Source organism: Pectobacterium parmentieri (assembly GCF_001742145.1).
GTDB classification, from domain to species: domain Bacteria; phylum Pseudomonadota; class Gammaproteobacteria; order Enterobacterales; family Enterobacteriaceae; genus Pectobacterium; species Pectobacterium parmentieri.
Genome location: NZ_CP015749.1, coordinates 4761773 through 4780555, shown reverse-complemented (window position 1 = coordinate 4780555; position 18783 = coordinate 4761773). Strand labels below are relative to the sequence as shown.

Here is an 18783-nt window from a genome sequence, read left to right as displayed (position 1 = left end):
CAGTCAGCGGCATAATTTCCGCCAAAAGCCTGGGGTCTCGGGGCGAGCGGCGTTTGAGCCGTCCCGAGTCGGGCGCGAGCTACGAGGTAGCATGAAAATGGCAGCATTATCGCGCACGAAACTATCTCTCAGTCAGCATAAAAATAGACTGCTGTGTCCAGTGAAACCCCACAAGATTCTGTCACAATGTCAGCGGCGATTCTTCGCGCTCTTCGTCCCCGTCCTGCTGCACAATCAATACGTTATATGCCACCGCACAGAACAGTGAATTCAGTCGGTTCATATCTCCCAACAGGCTCAAATGGAGCGAACTGGTTTCCAGACTCTGTACGTTGTGTTGATGTAAGCGATCAACGTGTGCATGTGCATAACGGCGATTCATAATGCGGAAGCGGTGTTTGGCACGGCGCAGACGTTTAGCACTGGTCACGTCTTCCGACAAGAAAACCGACAGCCCCAGACGCAAGTTCGCCAGCAGTTGGTCATGCAAGTGGTTCAACTCTTCCAACCCCTGAGCGGAAAACGCCATGCGTACACCAGATGAATGATTGCCGATGTCATCCGCCATGCGTTCAATAATATCGCCCGCCTGTTCCAGATTCAGCGCCACTTCGATCACTTCCGCCCAGCGCTGAGAATCCCGCTCATCCAACCCATCTTTCTGAATCTGCGCCAGATAAAGCTTAATCGCGGTGTACAGTATATCGACATCATCATCAAGCCGACGGATCTCGCGCCGCTGCATAAGATCGCCTTGCAAGACTTCGCGGTACAAGCTCAGCATCTGCTCCAGCACATCGCCAATCCGCAGCGTTTCCCGTGCCGCATTGGCTAACGCCAAAGCTGGCGTATCCAGCGAACTGGTATCCAGATGACGCGGTTTCATCTCAATATCAACCTGCGGCGAATCAGCAATCATTGCGCAGGACAGCCGGGCCACCACGCCAGTAAGCGGAATCAACAGCAGGCAACGGATCAAGTTGTAGAACAGGTGGAAGTAAATCACCAGTTCTTCGGCACTTAACGGAATACGCGTCAGCCAGCGCGAGAGCGGCTCAACCAGCGGCAGCACAACCAGACAACCGATCATCTTAAACAACATACTGCCGAGCGCCACACGTCGTCCCGCCGCATTCTGCGTCGAGGTGCTCATCATTGTCAGTAATCCGCTACCCAGATTGGCCCCGATGACCAGACACATCGCCACTTCCAGCGAGATCACACCGCTTGCCGTTAACGTCGCCGTCAGCAGCACCGCAGCCAGACTGGAATAGGTCATCACCGCAAACAACGCCCCAGCCAACGCATCCAGCATCACGTCGCCCGTCAGCGAGGAGAACAGCACCTTCACGCCCGACGCTTGCGTGATCGGCGCAGCAGCCAAGACGATCATTTCCAGCGCCAGCAGAATCAGCCCAAGTCCAATCGCTACACGACCAATCTGGCCAACACGCGTCTGTTTACGGCTGAGGAAAAACACCACGCCAAGAAAAATCAGCAGCGGAGAAAGCCAGGACAGATCGAACGTCAGAATTCGCACCATCAGTGCCGTACCGACATCTGCCCCGAGAATAATCACCAACGCAGGCGTTAAGGCCACCAGCCCCTGCGAGACAAAAGAGGTCGTCAGCAACGCTGTCGCATTACTGCTTTGCACCAGCGCGGTTACGCCAATACCTGCCATAAAAGCCAACGGTTTTTTCTCAACGCTATCGCTGAGAACCCGCCGTAACTGAGTGCCATAAACCCGCATGATACCGGTACGGACAATGTGAGTGCCCCAAACCAGTAACGCAATCGCAGAGAGGAGATTCAGCAGTGTTAACAAAAAGTCCGCGCCTCCGGTTAAACAATATGTCGATGAAATACCGTGTATAGATAGGAAACACGGTATTGATGAGGTAATGAGCCGCCATCTTACCAGATGTTAGCTGGCTGTACTGCGAGGCAGTCCTCGCCACAGGAAAATCACTCACATCAATAAATGAAAAAAATTAATTAAATGACAATATTTAAAAAACAGAATCCAAATCAATAATCCTGCGGTTTCCTGTCACACCTTGTCTGGTTAGCGCTATGCTCCTCTTATGCACCTAACCCTTATGGGGTATGCACTTAAAAAACGTTAAGCATGCTTAATATTTAGCAAATTGAGTACGTTAGCGTATGCCCTGCAATCCTTCTGGCTTTTTAGTAAGGAAAATGGATGAAGACAAAAACCTCGTATGGACTAAACTGGCTCCCGCTGATCGTGATCCTTGCCGTCGCCGCCTTTTTTTGGCAGATGGAACCTCCAACAGGCTTAAATCCAGCCGCCTGGCACTCTGCCGTCATTTTTGTAGCAACAATCGTTTGTATTGTCGCTAACGTCCTCCCAATTGGGGCTATCGGTATTATCAGCATCACCCTTTTTGCGCTAACTTACGCCGCAGGGGATAAAACGGCCAGCGGAGCCATACAAACCGCACTCAGCGATTTGAACAGCTCGCTAATCTGGCTGATTGTTGTTGCCTTCATGATCGCACGCGGCTTTATCAAAACGGGATTGGGCCGCCGCATTGCCTTGCAGATGATCCGCCTGCTGGGAAAACGCACACTGGGACTGGCTTACGGCCTGGCCTTTGCCGATCTGGTGCTTTCCCCCGCGATGCCGAGCAACACCGCACGCTGCGGCGGAATTATTTATCCGATTGCCGATTCACTGTCGCGCAGCTTCGACTCCAAACCGGAAGACGCATCGCGCAGTAAGATTGGCACATTCCTGATCACCTGTATTGGTAACGTTAACGATGTGACGGCGGCGCTGTTTATGACCGCCTACACCGGCAACCTGCTGGCGGTAAAACTCGCAGCCAACGCAGGCGTTACCATTACCTGGGGAAGCTGGTTTCTGGCAGCACTCGTCCCCTGTTTGATCTCTCTGGCGATTGTCCCGTTGCTCGTCTACTGGCTGACCAAGCCAGAAATTCGCCATACGCCAGATGCGCCAAAACTGGCCGTCGCCGAGTTGGCAAAGATGGGCAATATGAGCCGTGGCGAATGGCTGATGGCATTCACCGTGATCCTACTACTGGTACTGTGGATTTTTGGCGACCGTTTAGGCGTAGATGCCACAACGGCCTCCTTCGTCGGGCTTTCCTTCTTGCTGTTAACTGGTGTACTGAGTTGGGAAGACGTGAAGAGCGAGAAAGGCGCCTGGGATACGTTGATTTGGTTCGCTGCCCTGCTGATGATGGCGAATCAGTTGAAAAAGCTCGGCTTCACCAACTGGTTCGGCGATCTCATCGGCAGCAACATCGGCCATTTGATGCAGGGAACAAGCTGGGTCTTGGTGCTGTTGCTGCTGAACGCAGCCTATTTCTACACTCACTATTTCTTCGCCAGCGGTAATGCACAGATCGCCGCACTTTTTGCGGTATTCCTCGGTGTTGGGATCAACCTGAACATTCCAGCAGTACCGATGGCGTTCATGCTGGCGTTTACCAGTAGCCTGTACTGCTCACTAACGCAATATACCCATGCACGCGGTCCGATCCTGTTCGGCGCAGGCTACGTGCCCACCGCTGTCTGGTGGCGCACCGGTTTTGTCGTCAGTCTGGTGAATCAGGCGATCTTCATGAGTGCGGGTCTGCTGTGGTGGAAAGTGATTGGGCTGTATTGATCGCTAGCTAATACATGATGTGAAAAAGCCGAGTTTCCTCGGCTTTTTCGTTTACTACCTAAAATTTCAATACAAAATATTGTTTTTATTATTTTTCTTTTTTTTGTTTTCCAATCTTAAGTTTTCACATATTTATTAATTTGTTATGTTGTTTTCATTAACAAACAAGAATGTGATATAAAAACACCTCTTTTATTCAAAATGGATTTTTAGAAAAATTTAAAATAGATTTCTGCTAGTACTGTATTTTCTTCCTTGCAGGAAATGCACGGGTAGTTAGAGTAGCTGAACGAGTGCCCCCTATAGCCAGAGTGGATACTTATTCAGCCGATTTCACTCTAGCTTAACGCTGTTGTATTACGAATAGGTATAAAAATGTTATCAAAGATCGATATAACATCTTGAATACTTTCTTTAAAAGCCACTGGGAAAAAACAGGATATAAATGCTCGCGATGAATTGACTATTGCTAATTTAGTCAAATCGGAGTCTAGCACTAAGGTATCATTCTCATCTCAAGCACAACAACAGACTAAATTATCTGAAGTCGTGTTGAATAAATATCAGCAACTGCGCAGTAACGTCGATCAAAATGAAGTTGATTCCTATATAAAGGACTTATATGCCACCCCTCGGCAATCTCATGAATTAGTCTCTATTGAACATTACCCTGATGTGTTTAACGCTTATACAGGTGAAAAGGTAACATCAGAATCTACGGCTATGTTTGCAGAATGGGATCAGAGCATTTTAGCTATGACAACTCAAATATATAATGAAGAAAAAGCGAAAGGAACGTCATCTTCAGATATCTATTTGAAAATTCAGACCCATATGAGCCAGCAACCGGATTATTTTCTGAATAAGATCAACTGGCCTAACCAGGAAGCATAACGTTTCTGAGTAATCAATTACTACGTATCTATTCCCCGAAGAGGTTGCTACAGGCCGTGTTAAAATTTGCCTCTGGCAGGCTCGTCGCTTATCCAAATCATTTACCTGTAGCCAGCAACGGATTCAATTATTACCGCCACTAAGGTGCCATGATATAGCAGTACTTTCACACTTGGATCATGGGGAACAGAGCTGAATTAGCAGAGCGATTTGACACACACTTGCTATTTTGCTCCATTCCCCTTTCTAAGCTGTGGGGCTATTTATTTTACTTATTCAACCTTGCTCACAGTAATCGCATTACCTTCCCTCTAAATATTCGGTTATAAAAGTAAACCGCACAGATCGGTTCTCATAACTTAATCCGCATCATAACCAAGATTCGGCGCCAGCCAGCGCTCAACTTCGCTCACGTCCATGCCTTTACGCACTGCATAATCCTTCACCTGATCGTGCTGAATTTGCGCGACGGCGAAGTATTTGCTGTCAGGGTGGCTGAAATACCAGCCGGATACTGAGGCGCCCGGCCACATGGCATAGGACTCAGTGAGCTTCATACCGGTATGCTTTTCTACATCCAGCAACTGCCAGATTGGTACTTTCTCCGTGTGGTCTGGACAAGCCGGATAGCCCGGCGCAGGACGAATACCCTGATAATTCTCACGAATCAGCAGCTCATTACTGAGATTCTCATTCGGCGCATAGCCCCAGTAAACCTTACGCACGCGCTCGTGCAGGTATTCCGCAAACGCTTCCGCCAGACGGTCAGAGATCGCTTTCACCATGATCTTGTTGTAATCATCGTGCTGCGCTTCCCACTGATCGGCCAACGTATCCTCTTCCAGCCCGCCAGTCACCGCAAACGCTCCCAGATAATCCGGCTTGCCGCCGGATTTTGGTGCCACAAAGTCGGACAAACTGTAGTTAGGGAAGTCAGTTTTTTCCGTCTGTTGACGCAGGTGATGGCTGACTGACAGCACCGTCTCACGCCGCTCATCGGTATAAATCACCACGTCATCCCCCACGCGGTTCGCCGGAAATAAGCCAACCACGCCACGAGGGTTCAGCGCGCCACGCGTGGACAAATCGTCCAACATCGCATTAGCGTCGGCAAATAGGCGTTTAGCTTCTTCCCCTACTACTTCATCTTCCAGAATGCGGGGATACTTCCCCGCCAGCGACCAGGTCATAAAGAACGGCGTCCAGTCGATGTAGTTGCGCAGCGTTTCGATGCTGGCCGTTACCGCCTGCACCCCCAGACGATGCGCAACCGGCGGCGTATAGTTTTCCCAGTCCAGATCTGAGGCGTTAGCTCGGGCTGCCTCCAGCGTCACGGGCGGCGTTCTCGGCTTTTTCCTCGCGTGCTGAATACGCACGGTTTCATACTCTTTACGGGTGCGCGCAACAAAATCGTCATACTGTGTACTGGACAGCAGCGCCGACACCACGCCAACAGAGCGCGAGGCATTCTGTACGTAGACCGTCGGGCCGCTATAGTTCTGCTCAATCTTCACGGCGGTATGGGCTTTAGAGGTCGTTGCGCCGCCAATCAGCAGCGGCAGCGTAAAGCCCTGACGCTCCATCTCTTTCGCCACGTTGACCATTTCATCCAGCGACGGCGTAATCAGCCCGGACAGCCCGATGATATCGACCTTCTCCTCACGTGCGGTCTTCAGGATTTTATCCGTCGGCACCATCACGCCCAGATCGATAATCTCGTAGTTGTTACATTGCAGCACCACGCCGACGATATTCTTACCGATATCGTGAACGTCGCCTTTTACCGTCGCCAGCAGGATTTTCCCCGCAGACGAGCCTTTATCTTTGCTGGCTTCAATATAAGGTTCGAGGTAAGCCACCGCCTGCTTCATCACACGCGCGGATTTCACCACCTGCGGCAAAAACATTTTGCCTGCACCGAATAGGTCACCGACCACGTTCATGCCGTCCATCAACGGGCCCTCGATCACTTCAATCGGTCGTGACGCCTGCTGACGCGCTTCTTCCGTATCCAGCTCGATAAACTCGGTAATGCCTTTAACCAGCGAATACTCCAGGCGCTTCTTCACATCCCAGCCGCGCCACTCCGCCTGTGTTTTACTGCCTTCATCTTCTGTTTTGCTACCGCGATATTTTTCCGCCAGTTCGAGCATGCGCTCGGTGGCATCAGCGCGACGGTTAAGGATCACATCCTCTACCGCATCGCGCAGCTCCGCAGGAAGATCGTCATAGATCGCCAGTTGGCTAGCGTTCACGATCCCCATATCCATACCATTGCGGATCGCGTAATACAGGAAAACAGCGTGAATCGCCTCACGAACCAGATCGTTACCGCGGAACGAGAACGATACATTGGACACGCCGCCAGAGATCATCGCATGCGGCAACTCTGCCTTTATGTCTGCGCAGGCTTCGATGAAATCCACCGCGTAGTTGTTGTGCTCGTCGATCCCCGTTGCCACCGCGAAAATATTCGGGTCGAAAATGATGTCTTCAGGCGGGAAGCCGACTTCTTCCGTCAAGATGCGGTAAGCGCGGCGACAAATTTCAATTTTACGTGCGCGAGTATCCGCTTGCCCGACCTCATCGAAGGCCATCACCACCACGGCTGCGCCATAGCGCCGCACCAGCTTAGCGTGATGGATAAAAGCCTCGACGCCTTCCTTCATGGAGATTGAATTAACAATCCCTTTGCCCTGAATACATTTAAGCCCTTTCTCAATCACCTCCCATTTTGAGGAGTCGATCATAATCGGCACACGGGCGATATCAGGCTCACCCGCAATCAGATTTAGGAAGCGGATCATCGCCGCTTCCGCATCCAGCATGCCTTCATCCATGTTGATGTCGATGATCTGCGCGCCGCTTTCGACCTGCTGGCGGGCGACATCCAGCGCTTCGTTATATTTCTCTTCTTTGATCAGACGTTTAAAACGCGCAGAACCGGTAACGTTCGTCCGTTCCCCCACGTTAACAAACAGGGTGTTAGCATCGATAGTCAGCGGCTCCAGGCCGGATAAACGACACGCCACGGGGATCTCTGGCAGCTTGCGCGGCGGCACGCCGTCCACCACTTTCGCCATCGCGGCAATGTGCGCAGGCGTCGATCCACAGCAGCCGCCGACAATATTCAGAAAACCGGATCGCGCCCATTCACCAATATGCTTCGCCATATCGGCGGGATCGAGATCGTATTCCCCGAAGGCGTTAGGCAGCCCTGCATTCGGGTGCGCACTCACATAACATTCCGAAATACGCGATAGCTCGGCGACATACTGGCGTAGTTCATCCGGCCCCAACGCGCAGTTCAGACCGAAGGAAAGCGGGCGGGAATGACGCAGGGAATGGTAAAATGCCTCTGTCGTTTGACCAGATAACGTCCGTCCTGACGCATCCGTGATCGTGCCGGAAATCATCACGGGTAGAACGATCCCCAACGCCTCAAATTCGCTTTCCACCGCAAAGCTTGCCGCTTTGGCATTCAGCGTATCGAAAATGGTTTCGATCATGATCAGATCGACACCGCCCGCGATCAATGCACGGGTCGATTCACGATACGCTTCTACCAGTTGATCAAAACTGACGTTACGAAAAGCTGGATCGTTAACATCGGGGGAAATCGACGCAGTGCGGTTCGTCGGGCCAAGCACGCCGGCAACATAGCGCGGCTTATCCGGCGTTAGCGACGTCCATTTGTCCGCGCTGGCACGCGCCAACTGGGCAGCAACGGTGTTAATTTCCGCCGACAGCGATGCCATATCATAATCTGCCATCGCAATAGTGGTGGCGTTGAAGGTGTTGGTTTCGAGAATATCGGCACCGGCTTCCAGATAGGCATCATGGATTTCACTAATCACCCGCGGCTTGGTCAGCACCAGCAGATCGTTATTTCCCTTCACATCGCTCGGCCAGTCGGCAAAGCGCTCGCCGCGATAATCTGCTTCCTGCAGGCGATACCCCTGGATCATGGTACCCATACCACCATCCAGCACCATAATGCGTTGCGCCAACTGACGCCGCAATTCGTCTAACCGATTACTCACGCGAACCCCATTCCCGGCCAATAAATACGATATGTTGTGTGTATCCTAGCATAAGTTATGAACACGCTAACGCGAGGTAGCATGAGACTTTTTCAGGTCATTTGCCGATAAAAAACACGGAGAAAGAAGAGTTGCATTCTGCGGTAAAAAAACGAAAATCAATTCCATTACCATAAAAAGGAATCGATGCCATGACGCCACCAGAGCCAGCTAAACGCGGCAAGAAGCCCAGAGCCAGCACGGGCACCGCTACACAGCCAACCGGGCAGGTTCAGTCGCTGACCCGTGGCCTGACGCTGCTTGAATATATCGCCAAAGCAAACGGCAGCGTGGCGCTAACCGATTTGGCTCAGCAAGCTGGTTTACCCAATTCCACCACCCACCGCCTGCTCACCACTATGCAGCAGCAGGGCTTTGTGCGTCAGGTTGGCGATCTGGGGCTGTGGACGATTGCGTCACACGCGTTTATCGTTGGCAGTAGCTTTCTGCAAAGCCGCAATCTGTTGGCAATTGTGCATCCGATACTACGCACGTTAATGGAGAATTCGGGTGAAACCGTCAATCTGGCCGTTCTCGATCAGACGGATAGTCAGGCGATCATTATCGATCAGGTACAATGCACCGCGCTGATGCGGATGTCTGCACCGATCGGCGGTAAGTTACCAATGCATGCCTCCGGTGCTGGAAAAGCGTTTTTGGCACATTTACCCGATGCGCAGGTCACACAACTGCTGCACAAAAAAGGACTGCATGGCTATACGCCACACACGTTCAATTCGCCGCAGGCTCTGAAGGAAAATCTCTCGCTGATTCGTAAGCAGGGGTATTCGTTCGATGACGAAGAACACGCGCTGGGGCTACGCTGTATCGCGGCCTGTATTCTGGATGAACATCATGAAGCCTTTGCCGCCATTTCCATTTCCGGCCCCGTATCACGCATCACGGACAATCGCGTAACAGAACTCGGCGCATTGGTGATCAAAGCCGCTAAGCAAATCATGCAGGAATATAGTGGGATACCATGATAATGGGCGAGTATACCAGTCCGAAGATAAGCCTGCGGCGTGAAAAAGAAGATGTATAAAAGGGTGTGCGACCCTCGTAATACCATTATTCTTACCGGTACTTACAGCATACATACCTATACGTTTTACCAATGGATCATGTACATCATGGAACAAGATATCAAAGATCGCCGCCCCATTAAGGCTCGACAAACACGCTGGGCCAGCTATTTCGCTCGGGCATTGCAATTGAGGGGCTTTACCCCTAACGCGATTTCCCTTTTCAGCATTCTTTTTGCTTTGATCGCCAGTATCAGCTTTATTTTCGCTTTTCGTACCGACCAAGACACCACCACTCGGCTACTCCTGCTGGTAGGGATTATCGGTATTCAGGGTCGCCTGCTATGCAATCTGCTTGATGGTATGGTCGCGGTAGAAGGCAAACTCCGCAGCCCGGTCGGGGCGATTTATAACGATCTGCCCGATCGGATCTCAGATACGCTGATCATCATGGGCGTCGGTTACGGCATGACAGTGTGGCCTCTTGCCCCCACGCTTGCCTGGGCTGCGACCGTGATGGCAGTGCTGACGGCTTACATCCGTCTGTTAGGTGGAAGTTGTGGTTTACCGCAACAGTTCAGCGGGCCAATGGCAAAGCAGCATCGTATGGCCATTCTAACGCTGGTTTCCCTACTCGCCCTGATCGCCCCCGCTTATGGGCAATGGCTTTTCATCGCCGCGCTTGGGGTAATTCTGCTCGGTTCGACCGTCACCTGTATTAACCGCACTCGACAGATTATGAGCGCACTGCGCATTCAGGGATAATCTTATGGCTAACGTTTTCTCTGGGCTGGACAAAAAAATTGTCAGTTCACTTCTGGTTACAGTTTGTCGGCTCCTCACCGGCGTTCGCGCACACTGGCGAAGTGAACCCGATCTGGTACGCCCTAAAATTTATTATGCCAACCATAGCAGCCACCTTGATGGACTGGTGATCTGGGCCAGCCTGCCACGCGAACTTCGAACCATCGTACATCCAGTCGCTGCTGCCGACTATTGGCTAAAAAAACCGTTACGCCGCTATCTGGCTCTGCGTATTTTTCAGGCTGTTCTGGTCGAGCGACGCAATAAAATCCCAGAAGAAGGGCACTCGGAACGGCTTTCACAAGATCCGCTGCAACCGCTAAAAACCACGTTAAACGAGAACCAGTCACTGATTCTGTTTCCCGAAGGCACGCGGGGAGATGGCGACCAGTTGAATAGCTTTAAAAGCGGGATTTACCACTTATCAAAACAGTATCCAGACATCGAATTGGTTCCCGTCTGGCTGGAGAACCTTAACCGCGTCATGCCAAAGGGGTCGCGGCTGGTCGTTCCTATCATCTGCCACGCCACATTTGGTGAACCAATACAAGGCGTTGCCGAGATGGAGTCGAAACAGGATTTTCTTGAACGCGCTAAGCAAGCGCTTGAGGAGTTATCAGCGTGACAGCTTGGGATAACGAGATGCAATGGCTGCTGAGCGGCCTATTCGGATTACTGACTTTTGCCAGCCTAGTCGGTTACATACTGGCAAAACGTCAGCAAAATGCCACAATCATGAACCTCAATGCCCGCATTCGTGCCTGGTGGCTCATGTGCATTATTTCTGTGTTAGCCATGATGATTGGTGCGATTGGTTCGACGATCCTGTTTGCCCTGATGTCATTTTATGCACTGCGAGAATGCATTACGTTGATGCCAACTCGCCGGGGCGACCATGAGGCGCTGTTCTGGTGCTTTTTCATTATCCTGCCGCTTCAGTATCTGCTGGTTGGCATACAGTGGTACGGCGTTTTTATTATTCTGATACCGGTATACGCATTTCTCTTCGTCCCTGCGCGTTTGGCGTTAGCGGGAGATACGCTGCATTTTCTTGAGCGTGCCGCCAAAATTCAATGGAGTCTGATGATCGCCGTGTACTGTGTCAGCCACGCGCCAGCGCTGCTGATGCTAGATATCGCAGGGTATGAGCACCAGAATATCAAGCTGTTGCTGTTTCTCATGATCGTGGTGCAGTTATCAGACGTACTGCAATACGTTTTCGGTAAACTCTGGGGAAAACGCCCTATCGTCCCCAAACTCAGCCCAAACAAAACGGTGGAAGGGTTTATCGGTGGTATTTTGACCGCCAGCCTAGTGGGGATGGGGTTGTGGTGGATCACACCATTTTCCCCCTGGCAGGCTTTTCTCATCGCCTTCTTGATCGCACTGCTAGGTTTTGCCGGTGGGCTTTGCATGTCCGGCATTAAGCGCGATCGCGGCGTGAAAGATTTCGGCACCATGCTGGAAGGGCACGGCGGGATGATGGATCGCATCGATTCTCTCTGTTTTTCTGCTCCCATTTTCTTCCATATCGTGCGCTATTTTTTCACCTGAATGCCACATCAGCCGTCGGATACTCTGACGGCTGATACCCGCCCCGCTGGCTAAAACGCTTCCGGCGTCGGTAGGCGTAAACATCCTCGATATAGCCGTCCTTTATGCGCTGCTGTAATGCCCGCCAATAATCCGCACAAAACAGATCGCCATGCATTTCCTCAAACAACGTCCGAATATGACGGTCACTACACAGGAAATGCGGAAACTCTTCGGGAAATACATCATTCGGTGCGACGCTGTACCACGGCTCTGCGGCCAGTTCGTCCTCTGGGTGACGCGGTGGCGGAATCTTGCGGAAATTCACCTCTGTCATGTAGCAAATTTCATCGTAATCATAAAACACGACTCGCCCATGACGCGTGACGCCAAAATTCTTAAACAACATATCACCGGGGAAAATATTCGCCGCGGCCAACTGTTTGATGGCATTACCGTACTCTTCAATCACATCGTGCAGTTGCTGTGCGCTTGCCTGCTCCAGATAGAGATTCAGCGGCGTCATCCGGCGTTCCATATACAAGTGTCGGATCACTAACTTATCACCCAGATCTTCCAGCTTATCAGGTACCTCACGCCAAAGTTCATCCAGTAGTTCCGGGCTGATTCGGTGCTTATCGATGACGAAATTTTCATATTCCTGCGTATCCGCCATGCGCCCAACACGATCGTGCTCTTTCACCAGTTGATAGCACGCCATGACCCGCTCCGCACTCACCTCTTTCTGTGGCGCAAAACGATCTTTGATGACCTTAAATACGCGATCGAACGAAGGCAGCGTAAACACCAGCATCACCATACCTTTCACGCCGGGAGCAATGATGAACTGCTCTTCTGATGCCGCAATGTAATCCAGATATTCGCGGTAATACTCGGTTTTACTGTGCTTCTGACAGCCAATAGCCAGATAAAGCTCTGCTGTCGTCTTTCCCGGCAAAATGTCACGTAGCCAGGCCACCAGCGCGGACGGCAACGGGGCATAGACCATGAAGTAAGAGCGGGCGAAACCGAACACGATGCTGGCGTCTGATTGACTGGTTAAGCAGGTATCAATAAATAGCGCCCCGCGTTCGTTGTGGTGAATCGGTAGCAGGAACGGAAAAATACCGTCAGGCAGCGACAGTTTCCCCACCAGCCAGGCCGCTTTGTTGCGATAAAACAGCTCGTTCGCTATCTGTAACGTCGACTGAGCAAGCTGATCAGGCGAGAAAGTACGCTGTAAATATGCAACGATATAGCCAATATCACGCGGCAAATCTTCCCACGGTAAACGCAGCGGCACATCACCCAGCAACTTTTCCAACATATTCTGCCAGCCGTCAGCGGGCACAAACGTCTTGGCAATCGGACGGGGAATCTCATGAAAGCGCTGCTCTGGCTGAGAACTGAAAACAAACAGTTTATCGGGCGTCAGCTCCCGATGATTAAGCAGCCGACAATAGACGGAATTAAAGAAACTCTCAGCAATCTCGAAACGTGGATAATCCGGCAATAGGCAGGTGTAGATATGCTTCACCCGCGCCAGAAAATCCGCATCATCACAGCGGATACTGGTAATACAGCGCAACTGTGCAACCACCAGCCCAACATGGTGATCGTATAGATGAATACGCTGTTTCATTGCCTGCTGTACGGCAGACCAGTCAGCCTGTTCAAAACGCTGCTGCGCGCCAGCCGTTACTTCGAGAAAACGTCCATATTGCGCATCAAACCCTTGCAGGATCGTCTGCGCCACCAGCTTTTCAAGGTCACGCGTCATCATGATCTCCAGATGAAACCCGGCCAGCCGAACGCTGACCGGGTTAGGATCAGAACTGCTGTTCTTCCGTCGATCCCGTCAGCGCCGTCACTGAAGACTCGCCTCCCTGAATGATGTTCGTTACCTTATCGAAATAACCTGTCCCCACCTCCTGCTGATGCGATGAGAAGGTATAGCCGTCTTTAATCGCCTCGAATTCAGGCTGCTGTACTTTTTCTACGTAGTGCCGCATCCCTTCGCCTTGCGCATAGGCATGCGCCAGGTCAAACATGTTGAACCACATGCTGTGGATGCCAGCCAGCGTAATAAACTGATACTTGTAGCCCATTGCCGACAGCTCATCCTGAAAACGTGCGATCGTGCTGTCATCCAGATTCTTCTTCCAGTTAAAGGAAGGCGAACAGTTGTACGCCAGCAACTTGCCGGGAAACTTAGCGTGGATGGCCTCGGCAAAACGACGCGCCAGCGATAAATCCGGCGTCGACGTTTCGCACCACACAAGATCCGCATAAGGCGCGTAGGCCAGCCCACGGCTGATTGCCTGTTCAATCCCCGCACGCGTGCGATAGAAGCCTTCCACCGTGCGTTCCCCGGTAATGAAATCACGGTCATATTCATCACAGTCGGACGTCAGTAAATCTGCCGCATCCGCATCAGTTCGCGCAACCAGTAAGGTCGGCACGCCCAAGACATCCGCTGCCAGCCGGGCCGCAACCAGCTTCTGAACGGCTTCCTGCGTGGAAACCAGTACCTTGCCGCCCATGTGTCCGCATTTCTTCGCCGATGCCAGTTGATCTTCAAAGTGAACCGCCGCCGCACCCGCTTCAATCATCGACTTCATCAGCTCGAACGCATTAAGCACACCGCCAAATCCGGCCTCCGCATCCGCAACAATCGGCAGGAAGTAATCGGTATAGCGCTTATCACCCGGCTCAATGTGATTCGCCCACTGAATCTGATCGGCACGCCGGAACGTGTTATTAATGCGTTCGATCACCGCAGGCACCGAATTTGCTGGGTAGAGCGACTGATCGGGATACATGCTGGACGCCAGATTGGCATCCGCCGCCACCTGCCAACCGGAAAGGTAAATAGCCTCAATGCCGGCTTTCGCCTGCTGCAAGGCTTGCCCACCCGTCAGCGCCCCCAGGCAGTTAACATAGCCTTTGCGGGATTCGCCATGCAGCAGGTTCCATAGCCTCGCCGCACCGAGCTGTGCGAGTGTGCATTCCGGGTTCACCGATCCACGTAGATTAATCACATCTTCTGCGCTGTAGGGGCGCGTAATACCTTCCCAGCGGGCGGTTTTCCACTCTTTTTCGATATGCTGGACTTGTTGGGTACGAGAGGTCGTCATAGCAGAGGTTCCTTTTTATTATCAGTCAGGATTAATCAAGCAATGCGTAGCCGGGTAACGTCAGAAAGTCGATCAGTTCATCTTGCGTAGTGATTTGCTCCATCAGTCGGGCTGCCTCATCGAAGCGCCCTCCGCTAAAACGGGCATCACCTAATTCTTCCTGAATCACAAACATCTCTTCGGCCAGCATCTGGCGGAACAGCGTTTTGGTGATCACTCGACCATCGCTCAACGTCTTACCATGACGAATCCACTGCCAGATCGAGGTTCGGGAAATTTCTGCCGTCGCCGCGTCCTCCATCAATCCATAAATCGGGACGCAACCATTACCAGATATCCACGCTTCGATGTACTGCACGGCAACGCGGATATTCGCGCGCATACCGATGTCCGTACGCTCCCCCGGACAGGGTTCCAGCAGTTCCTCTGCGCGAATAGGCGCATCCTGTTCACGGCTGATATCGAGCTGATTTTTACGCTCACCTAACGCCCGATCGAATACCTCCATCACGGCATCTGCCAGCCCCGGATGAGCCACCCAAGTGCCATCGTGACCATTGTGAGCTTCCAGTTCTTTGTCTTTACGTACCTTATCCAACACCCAGTTATTGCGTTCCGCATCCTTACTCGGAATGAACGCTGCCATTCCACCCATGGCGAATGCACCGCGCCGATGACAGGTTTTGATTAACAACCGCGAGTAAGCACTAAGAAAGGGTTTTTCCATCGTCACCGACTGACGATCGGGCAGAACGCGATCGCTGTGGCTCTTTAATGTTTTGATATAACTGAAAATATAATCCCAACGACCACAGTTCAACCCGACGATATGATCGCGTAAGTGGTAGAGGATTTCGTCCATCTGGAAAACGGCAGGTAGTGTTTCAATCAATACTGTCGCTTTGATCGTCCCACGCGGAAGGTCAAAGCGATCTTCCGTATAGCAGAAGACATCATTCCACCAGGCCGCTTCCTGCCATGACTGTGTCTTTGGCAAATAGAAATAAGGACCACTACCTTTCTTCAACAATTCCTGATAGTTGTGGAAAAAATACAGCGCGAAATCAAACAGGCTGCCGGGAATGGCTTCCCCCTGCCAGGACACGTGTTTTTCAGGCAAATGCAACCCGCGTACCCGGCAAATTAATACAGCAGGATTGGGTTTCAACTGGTAAATTTTTCCTGTTTCATTGATGTAGGAAATCGTACCGCGCACGGCATCACGCAAGTTGATTTGCCCATCAATCACCTTTTCCCATCCCGGTGACAGCGAATCCTCAAAGTCCGCCATAAAAACCTTCACATTGGCATTCAACGCGTTGATCACCATCTTGCGTTCAACCGGGCCAGTAATTTCAACACGGCGATCCTGAAGGTCATCGGGAATACCACGTATCATCCATGCTTTATCTCGAATGGAAACTGTTTCTGAAATAAAATTTGGTAGCTTACCCTGATCGATATTACGCTGCTGCACCTGCCGTTCCGCAAGTAATTGATTACGTGCTGGCGTAAAATGTGCGACCAACTCCGCTAAGAAATCAACTGCCTCTTCAGTAAGAATGTGCTTCTCACCTTCGCCAAAACGCTGACTAAATGCCAATTCTCTGTTTATCGTCTGCTGCATCATTCGTGGTTCCTTTTCAGATTCCGCTTCATTCATCAACAACCGCCAGGTCGGCAAAAACAGTATGTACGTTTCTTAGCCGACAGAATTAAGCGTAATGCAATAAAAACAAAAATCAAAAACAATTTCCATTTTTATGAAAAAACAATGTCAAGCATATGATATAAATGAACATTAATATTAAAAAGAAAAAGAAATAGCTTTCACTTACCAACAGGAATGAAGTGATTCAGTACAAAAAAGAAAGGCACCTTTAACGGTGCCTCAGAGAAAAAGATCAAGATGAGAGCTAGTCCAGCGTAGGATTCATTTTGCGCAAATCGTAAGGCGTAATCTGGTAAACATAGTAATTCAGCCAGTTAACAAAAAGTAGATGCCCATGGCTACGCCAGCTCGCTTTCGGTTCCAGTTCAGGATTGTCATCCGGGAAATAGTTAACCGGAACCGCCGGATCTAATCCGGCATCGCTATCACGGAAAAACTCTCCTGCCAGCGTCAGAACATCATACTCTGGGTGCCCAGTAACGAACGCCAGACGTTTATCTTTACTGGCAAACAGGTAAGCACCAGCCTGCTCCGATTCAACCAGAATATCTAAATCCGTATGTTGTCGAATCACATCAGATGGGAAATCTGCGTAGCGTGAATGTGGAGCCAGGAACGTTTCGTCAAAGCCGCGGGTCAGCAAAGCATGGGGTTGTAACGTCTGATGCAAGTAAACGCCAGATAGCTTTTCCTTTCGGGTCATCTTGGGAATGCCGTAGAGGATATTGAGAGCCGCCTGTACAGCCCAGCACACGAATAATGTGGATGTGACATGCTCTTTTGCCCACTCGATGACACGTGCGATCTGCGGCCAATACACAACATCGCAGAAATCGACGAGTCCCAGCGGGGCACCAGTAACAATCAAACCATCAAAATTGTCGTCCTGAATATCGTCAAAATTGCAGTAGAAATTATTCAAATGCTCAGTTGGCGTATTCTTGGATTCTCGACTATCGATACGCAACAGTTGGATATCGATCTGTAGGGGAGAATTGGATAACAGACGTAGAAACTGGTTTTCAGTCTCGATCTTCTTAGGCATCAGGTTCAGAACCAGTACTTTGAGTGGACGAATTTCCTGCGTTTTAGCACGCGAGGACGTCATGACAAAGACGTTCTCATTACGCAGAAAATTAACGGCTGGTAACTCATCAGGAACCCGAATTGGCATAACCTTATATCCTCAAAGCATACGTTTAAACGTTTAGACATCCAGATGCCCGAAGATAGCGAGTTTTCAGACTAATGTCGAGCACTCAGCGCATAAGGTGAAAATGTTTCACTGTGCCTAAAAAAACGTTATGCGTTTATCTATTTTTCTTTGCTTGTTCAATAACTTCCGCATCAGCTAATACGCGAGCATCTTCTATCACAACTAGCCGGGCTCTTGGTGAAGTGGAAACGGCTATTTCCTGAAGAATACGTTGCTCAACCTGAGACAGCCCACCTTCATTCATTTCAAGAGCATGAATGACAAGTACATCCTGACCAAATTTGAACCAGCTACGTTTTATTAATTTTCGGGCTAAATTTTTAAGCACCTTCTCTGCACGAAAAAAATCAGCAACAAGTAGACGTGTATTACTGAAAACCTGACTAGAATCACCTAGCTCTTGGTGAGTTTCAGGATTACGCACAACCATTTTGTTCTTACGGATCTGGATATATAAGATCGTCATTTATTTCCCTATATTTCTTATTCCTAGTGGATCTCTATGTGCAAACAGTGGGCAAATTTATTACAGATAAGGTCAAAAATAATATATAGCAAAAAGCCCCTGTCTTTCGACAGGGGCTTTCCACTTATTTGATGCCTGGCAGTTCCCTACTCTCACATGGGGAAGCCCCACACTACCATCGGCGCTACGGCGTTTCACTTCTGAGTTCGGCATGGGGTCAGGTGGGACCACCGCGCTATCGCCGCCAGGCAAATTCTGTTTCATTCCAACCGTTACTTTACATGACTTTTTTC

At 50.6% G+C, this 18783-nt stretch carries 13 protein-coding genes and 1 rRNA gene; 6 read left to right on the top strand and 8 right to left on the bottom strand.

Going from position 1 to position 18783, the window contains the following annotated elements:
- Positions 1-181: 181 nt before the first annotated feature.
- The gene (locus A8F97_RS21775) at positions 182-1828 is read right to left on the bottom strand and encodes a Na/Pi cotransporter family protein (RefSeq protein WP_014701592.1); all 1647 of its coding nucleotides are present in this window, start codon (positions 1826-1828) and stop codon (positions 182-184) included.
- A gap of 378 nt (positions 1829-2206) precedes the next feature.
- On the opposite strand from A8F97_RS21775, the gene A8F97_RS21770 reads away from it, so the two are divergent.
- Positions 2207-3661 (top strand): DASS family sodium-coupled anion symporter, encoded by a 1455-nt coding sequence (locus A8F97_RS21770; protein ID WP_014701593.1) that lies wholly within the window; start codon positions 2207-2209, stop codon positions 3659-3661.
- A gap of 552 nt (positions 3662-4213) precedes the next feature.
- Positions 4214-4555: a hypothetical protein gene (locus A8F97_RS21765; protein WP_227001573.1), complete on the top strand. Its 342-nt coding sequence runs from the start codon at positions 4214-4216 to the stop codon at positions 4553-4555.
- A gap of 359 nt (positions 4556-4914) precedes the next feature.
- On the opposite strand, the gene metH is transcribed toward A8F97_RS21765, so the two are convergent.
- Entirely contained in the window at positions 4915-8550 is a 3636-nt protein-coding gene (metH, locus tag A8F97_RS21760) for a methionine synthase (protein ID WP_232487931.1), read from the bottom strand.
- A gap of 239 nt (positions 8551-8789) precedes the next feature.
- On the opposite strand from metH, the gene iclR reads away from it, so the two are divergent.
- The 4 genes from iclR (at position 8790) to A8F97_RS21740 (ending at position 12020) form a co-directional block, all read left to right on the top strand.
- Positions 8790-9623, top strand: a complete 834-nt coding sequence (gene iclR, locus A8F97_RS21755) for a glyoxylate bypass operon transcriptional repressor IclR (RefSeq protein WP_014701596.1) — start codon at positions 8790-8792, stop codon at positions 9621-9623.
- Between the two features lie 147 nt (positions 9624-9770).
- Positions 9771-10427: a CDP-alcohol phosphatidyltransferase family protein gene (locus A8F97_RS21750; protein ID WP_033072196.1), complete on the top strand. Its 657-nt coding sequence runs from the start codon at positions 9771-9773 to the stop codon at positions 10425-10427.
- 4 nt (positions 10428-10431) lie between these two features.
- The gene (locus tag A8F97_RS21745; protein ID WP_014701598.1) at positions 10432-11091 is read left to right on the top strand and encodes a lysophospholipid acyltransferase family protein; all 660 of its coding nucleotides are present in this window, start codon (positions 10432-10434) and stop codon (positions 11089-11091) included.
- A 17-nt stretch (positions 11092-11108) separates the two neighbouring features.
- A complete protein-coding gene (locus tag A8F97_RS21740) occupies positions 11109-12020 on the top strand; it encodes a phosphatidate cytidylyltransferase (protein WP_071822931.1) in 912 nt (303 codons plus the stop codon).
- Here A8F97_RS21740 and aceK read toward each other — a convergent pair.
- From aceK to rrf, 6 genes are all read right to left on the bottom strand, one after another.
- Positions 12013-13779 carry a bifunctional isocitrate dehydrogenase kinase/phosphatase gene (gene aceK, locus A8F97_RS21735; protein ID WP_033072197.1) on the bottom strand — a complete coding sequence of 589 codons (1767 nt, stop codon included), beginning with the start codon at positions 13777-13779 and terminating at the stop codon, positions 12013-12015. The genes A8F97_RS21740 and aceK overlap by 8 nt on opposite strands.
- 49 nt (positions 13780-13828) lie before the next feature.
- Positions 13829-15136 carry an isocitrate lyase gene (gene aceA / locus A8F97_RS21730; protein ID WP_015731324.1) on the bottom strand — a complete coding sequence of 436 codons (1308 nt, stop codon included), beginning with the start codon at positions 15134-15136 and terminating at the stop codon, positions 13829-13831.
- A gap of 31 nt (positions 15137-15167) precedes the next feature.
- Positions 15168-16766, bottom strand: coding sequence for a malate synthase A (gene aceB, locus A8F97_RS21725; protein WP_015731325.1), 1599 nt, complete (start codon positions 16764-16766; stop codon positions 15168-15170).
- A gap of 286 nt (positions 16767-17052) precedes the next feature.
- Positions 17053-17982: a homoserine O-acetyltransferase MetA gene (gene metA / locus A8F97_RS21720; RefSeq protein WP_015731326.1), complete on the bottom strand. Its 930-nt coding sequence runs from the start codon at positions 17980-17982 to the stop codon at positions 17053-17055.
- Positions 17983-18118: 136 nt separating this feature from the next.
- A complete protein-coding gene (locus A8F97_RS21715; protein WP_014701604.1) occupies positions 18119-18490 on the bottom strand; it encodes a YjaA family stress response protein in 372 nt (123 codons plus the stop codon).
- A gap of 133 nt (positions 18491-18623) precedes the next feature.
- Positions 18624-18739 (bottom strand): 5S ribosomal RNA (gene rrf / locus A8F97_RS21710).
- Positions 18740-18783: the final 44 nt, after the last annotated feature.

Excerpts from the sequence above, each read along its gene's own strand:
- A8F97_RS21770 (WP_014701593.1), top strand. The coding sequence starts at position 2,207 with ATGAAGACAAAAACCTCGTATGGACTAAACTGGCTCCCGCTGATCGTG.
- metH (WP_232487931.1), bottom strand. The coding sequence starts at position 8,550 with ATGGTGCTGGATGGTGGTATGGGTACCATGATCCAGGGGTATCGCCTG.
- iclR (WP_014701596.1), top strand. The coding sequence starts at position 8,790 with ATGACGCCACCAGAGCCAGCTAAACGCGGCAAGAAGCCCAGAGCCAGC.
- A8F97_RS21750 (WP_033072196.1), top strand. The coding sequence starts at position 9,771 with ATGGAACAAGATATCAAAGATCGCCGCCCCATTAAGGCTCGACAAACA.
- A8F97_RS21745 (WP_014701598.1), top strand. The coding sequence starts at position 10,432 with ATGGCTAACGTTTTCTCTGGGCTGGACAAAAAAATTGTCAGTTCACTT.
- A8F97_RS21740 (WP_071822931.1), top strand. The coding sequence starts at position 11,109 with ATGCAATGGCTGCTGAGCGGCCTATTCGGATTACTGACTTTTGCCAGC.
- aceK (WP_033072197.1), bottom strand. The coding sequence starts at position 13,779 with ATGACGCGTGACCTTGAAAAGCTGGTGGCGCAGACGATCCTGCAAGGG.
- aceA (WP_015731324.1), bottom strand. The coding sequence starts at position 15,136 with ATGACGACCTCTCGTACCCAACAAGTCCAGCATATCGAAAAAGAGTGG.
- aceB (WP_015731325.1), bottom strand. The coding sequence starts at position 16,766 with ATGATGCAGCAGACGATAAACAGAGAATTGGCATTTAGTCAGCGTTTT.
- metA (WP_015731326.1), bottom strand. The coding sequence starts at position 17,982 with ATGCCAATTCGGGTTCCTGATGAGTTACCAGCCGTTAATTTTCTGCGT.
- A8F97_RS21715 (WP_014701604.1), bottom strand. The coding sequence starts at position 18,490 with ATGACGATCTTATATATCCAGATCCGTAAGAACAAAATGGTTGTGCGT.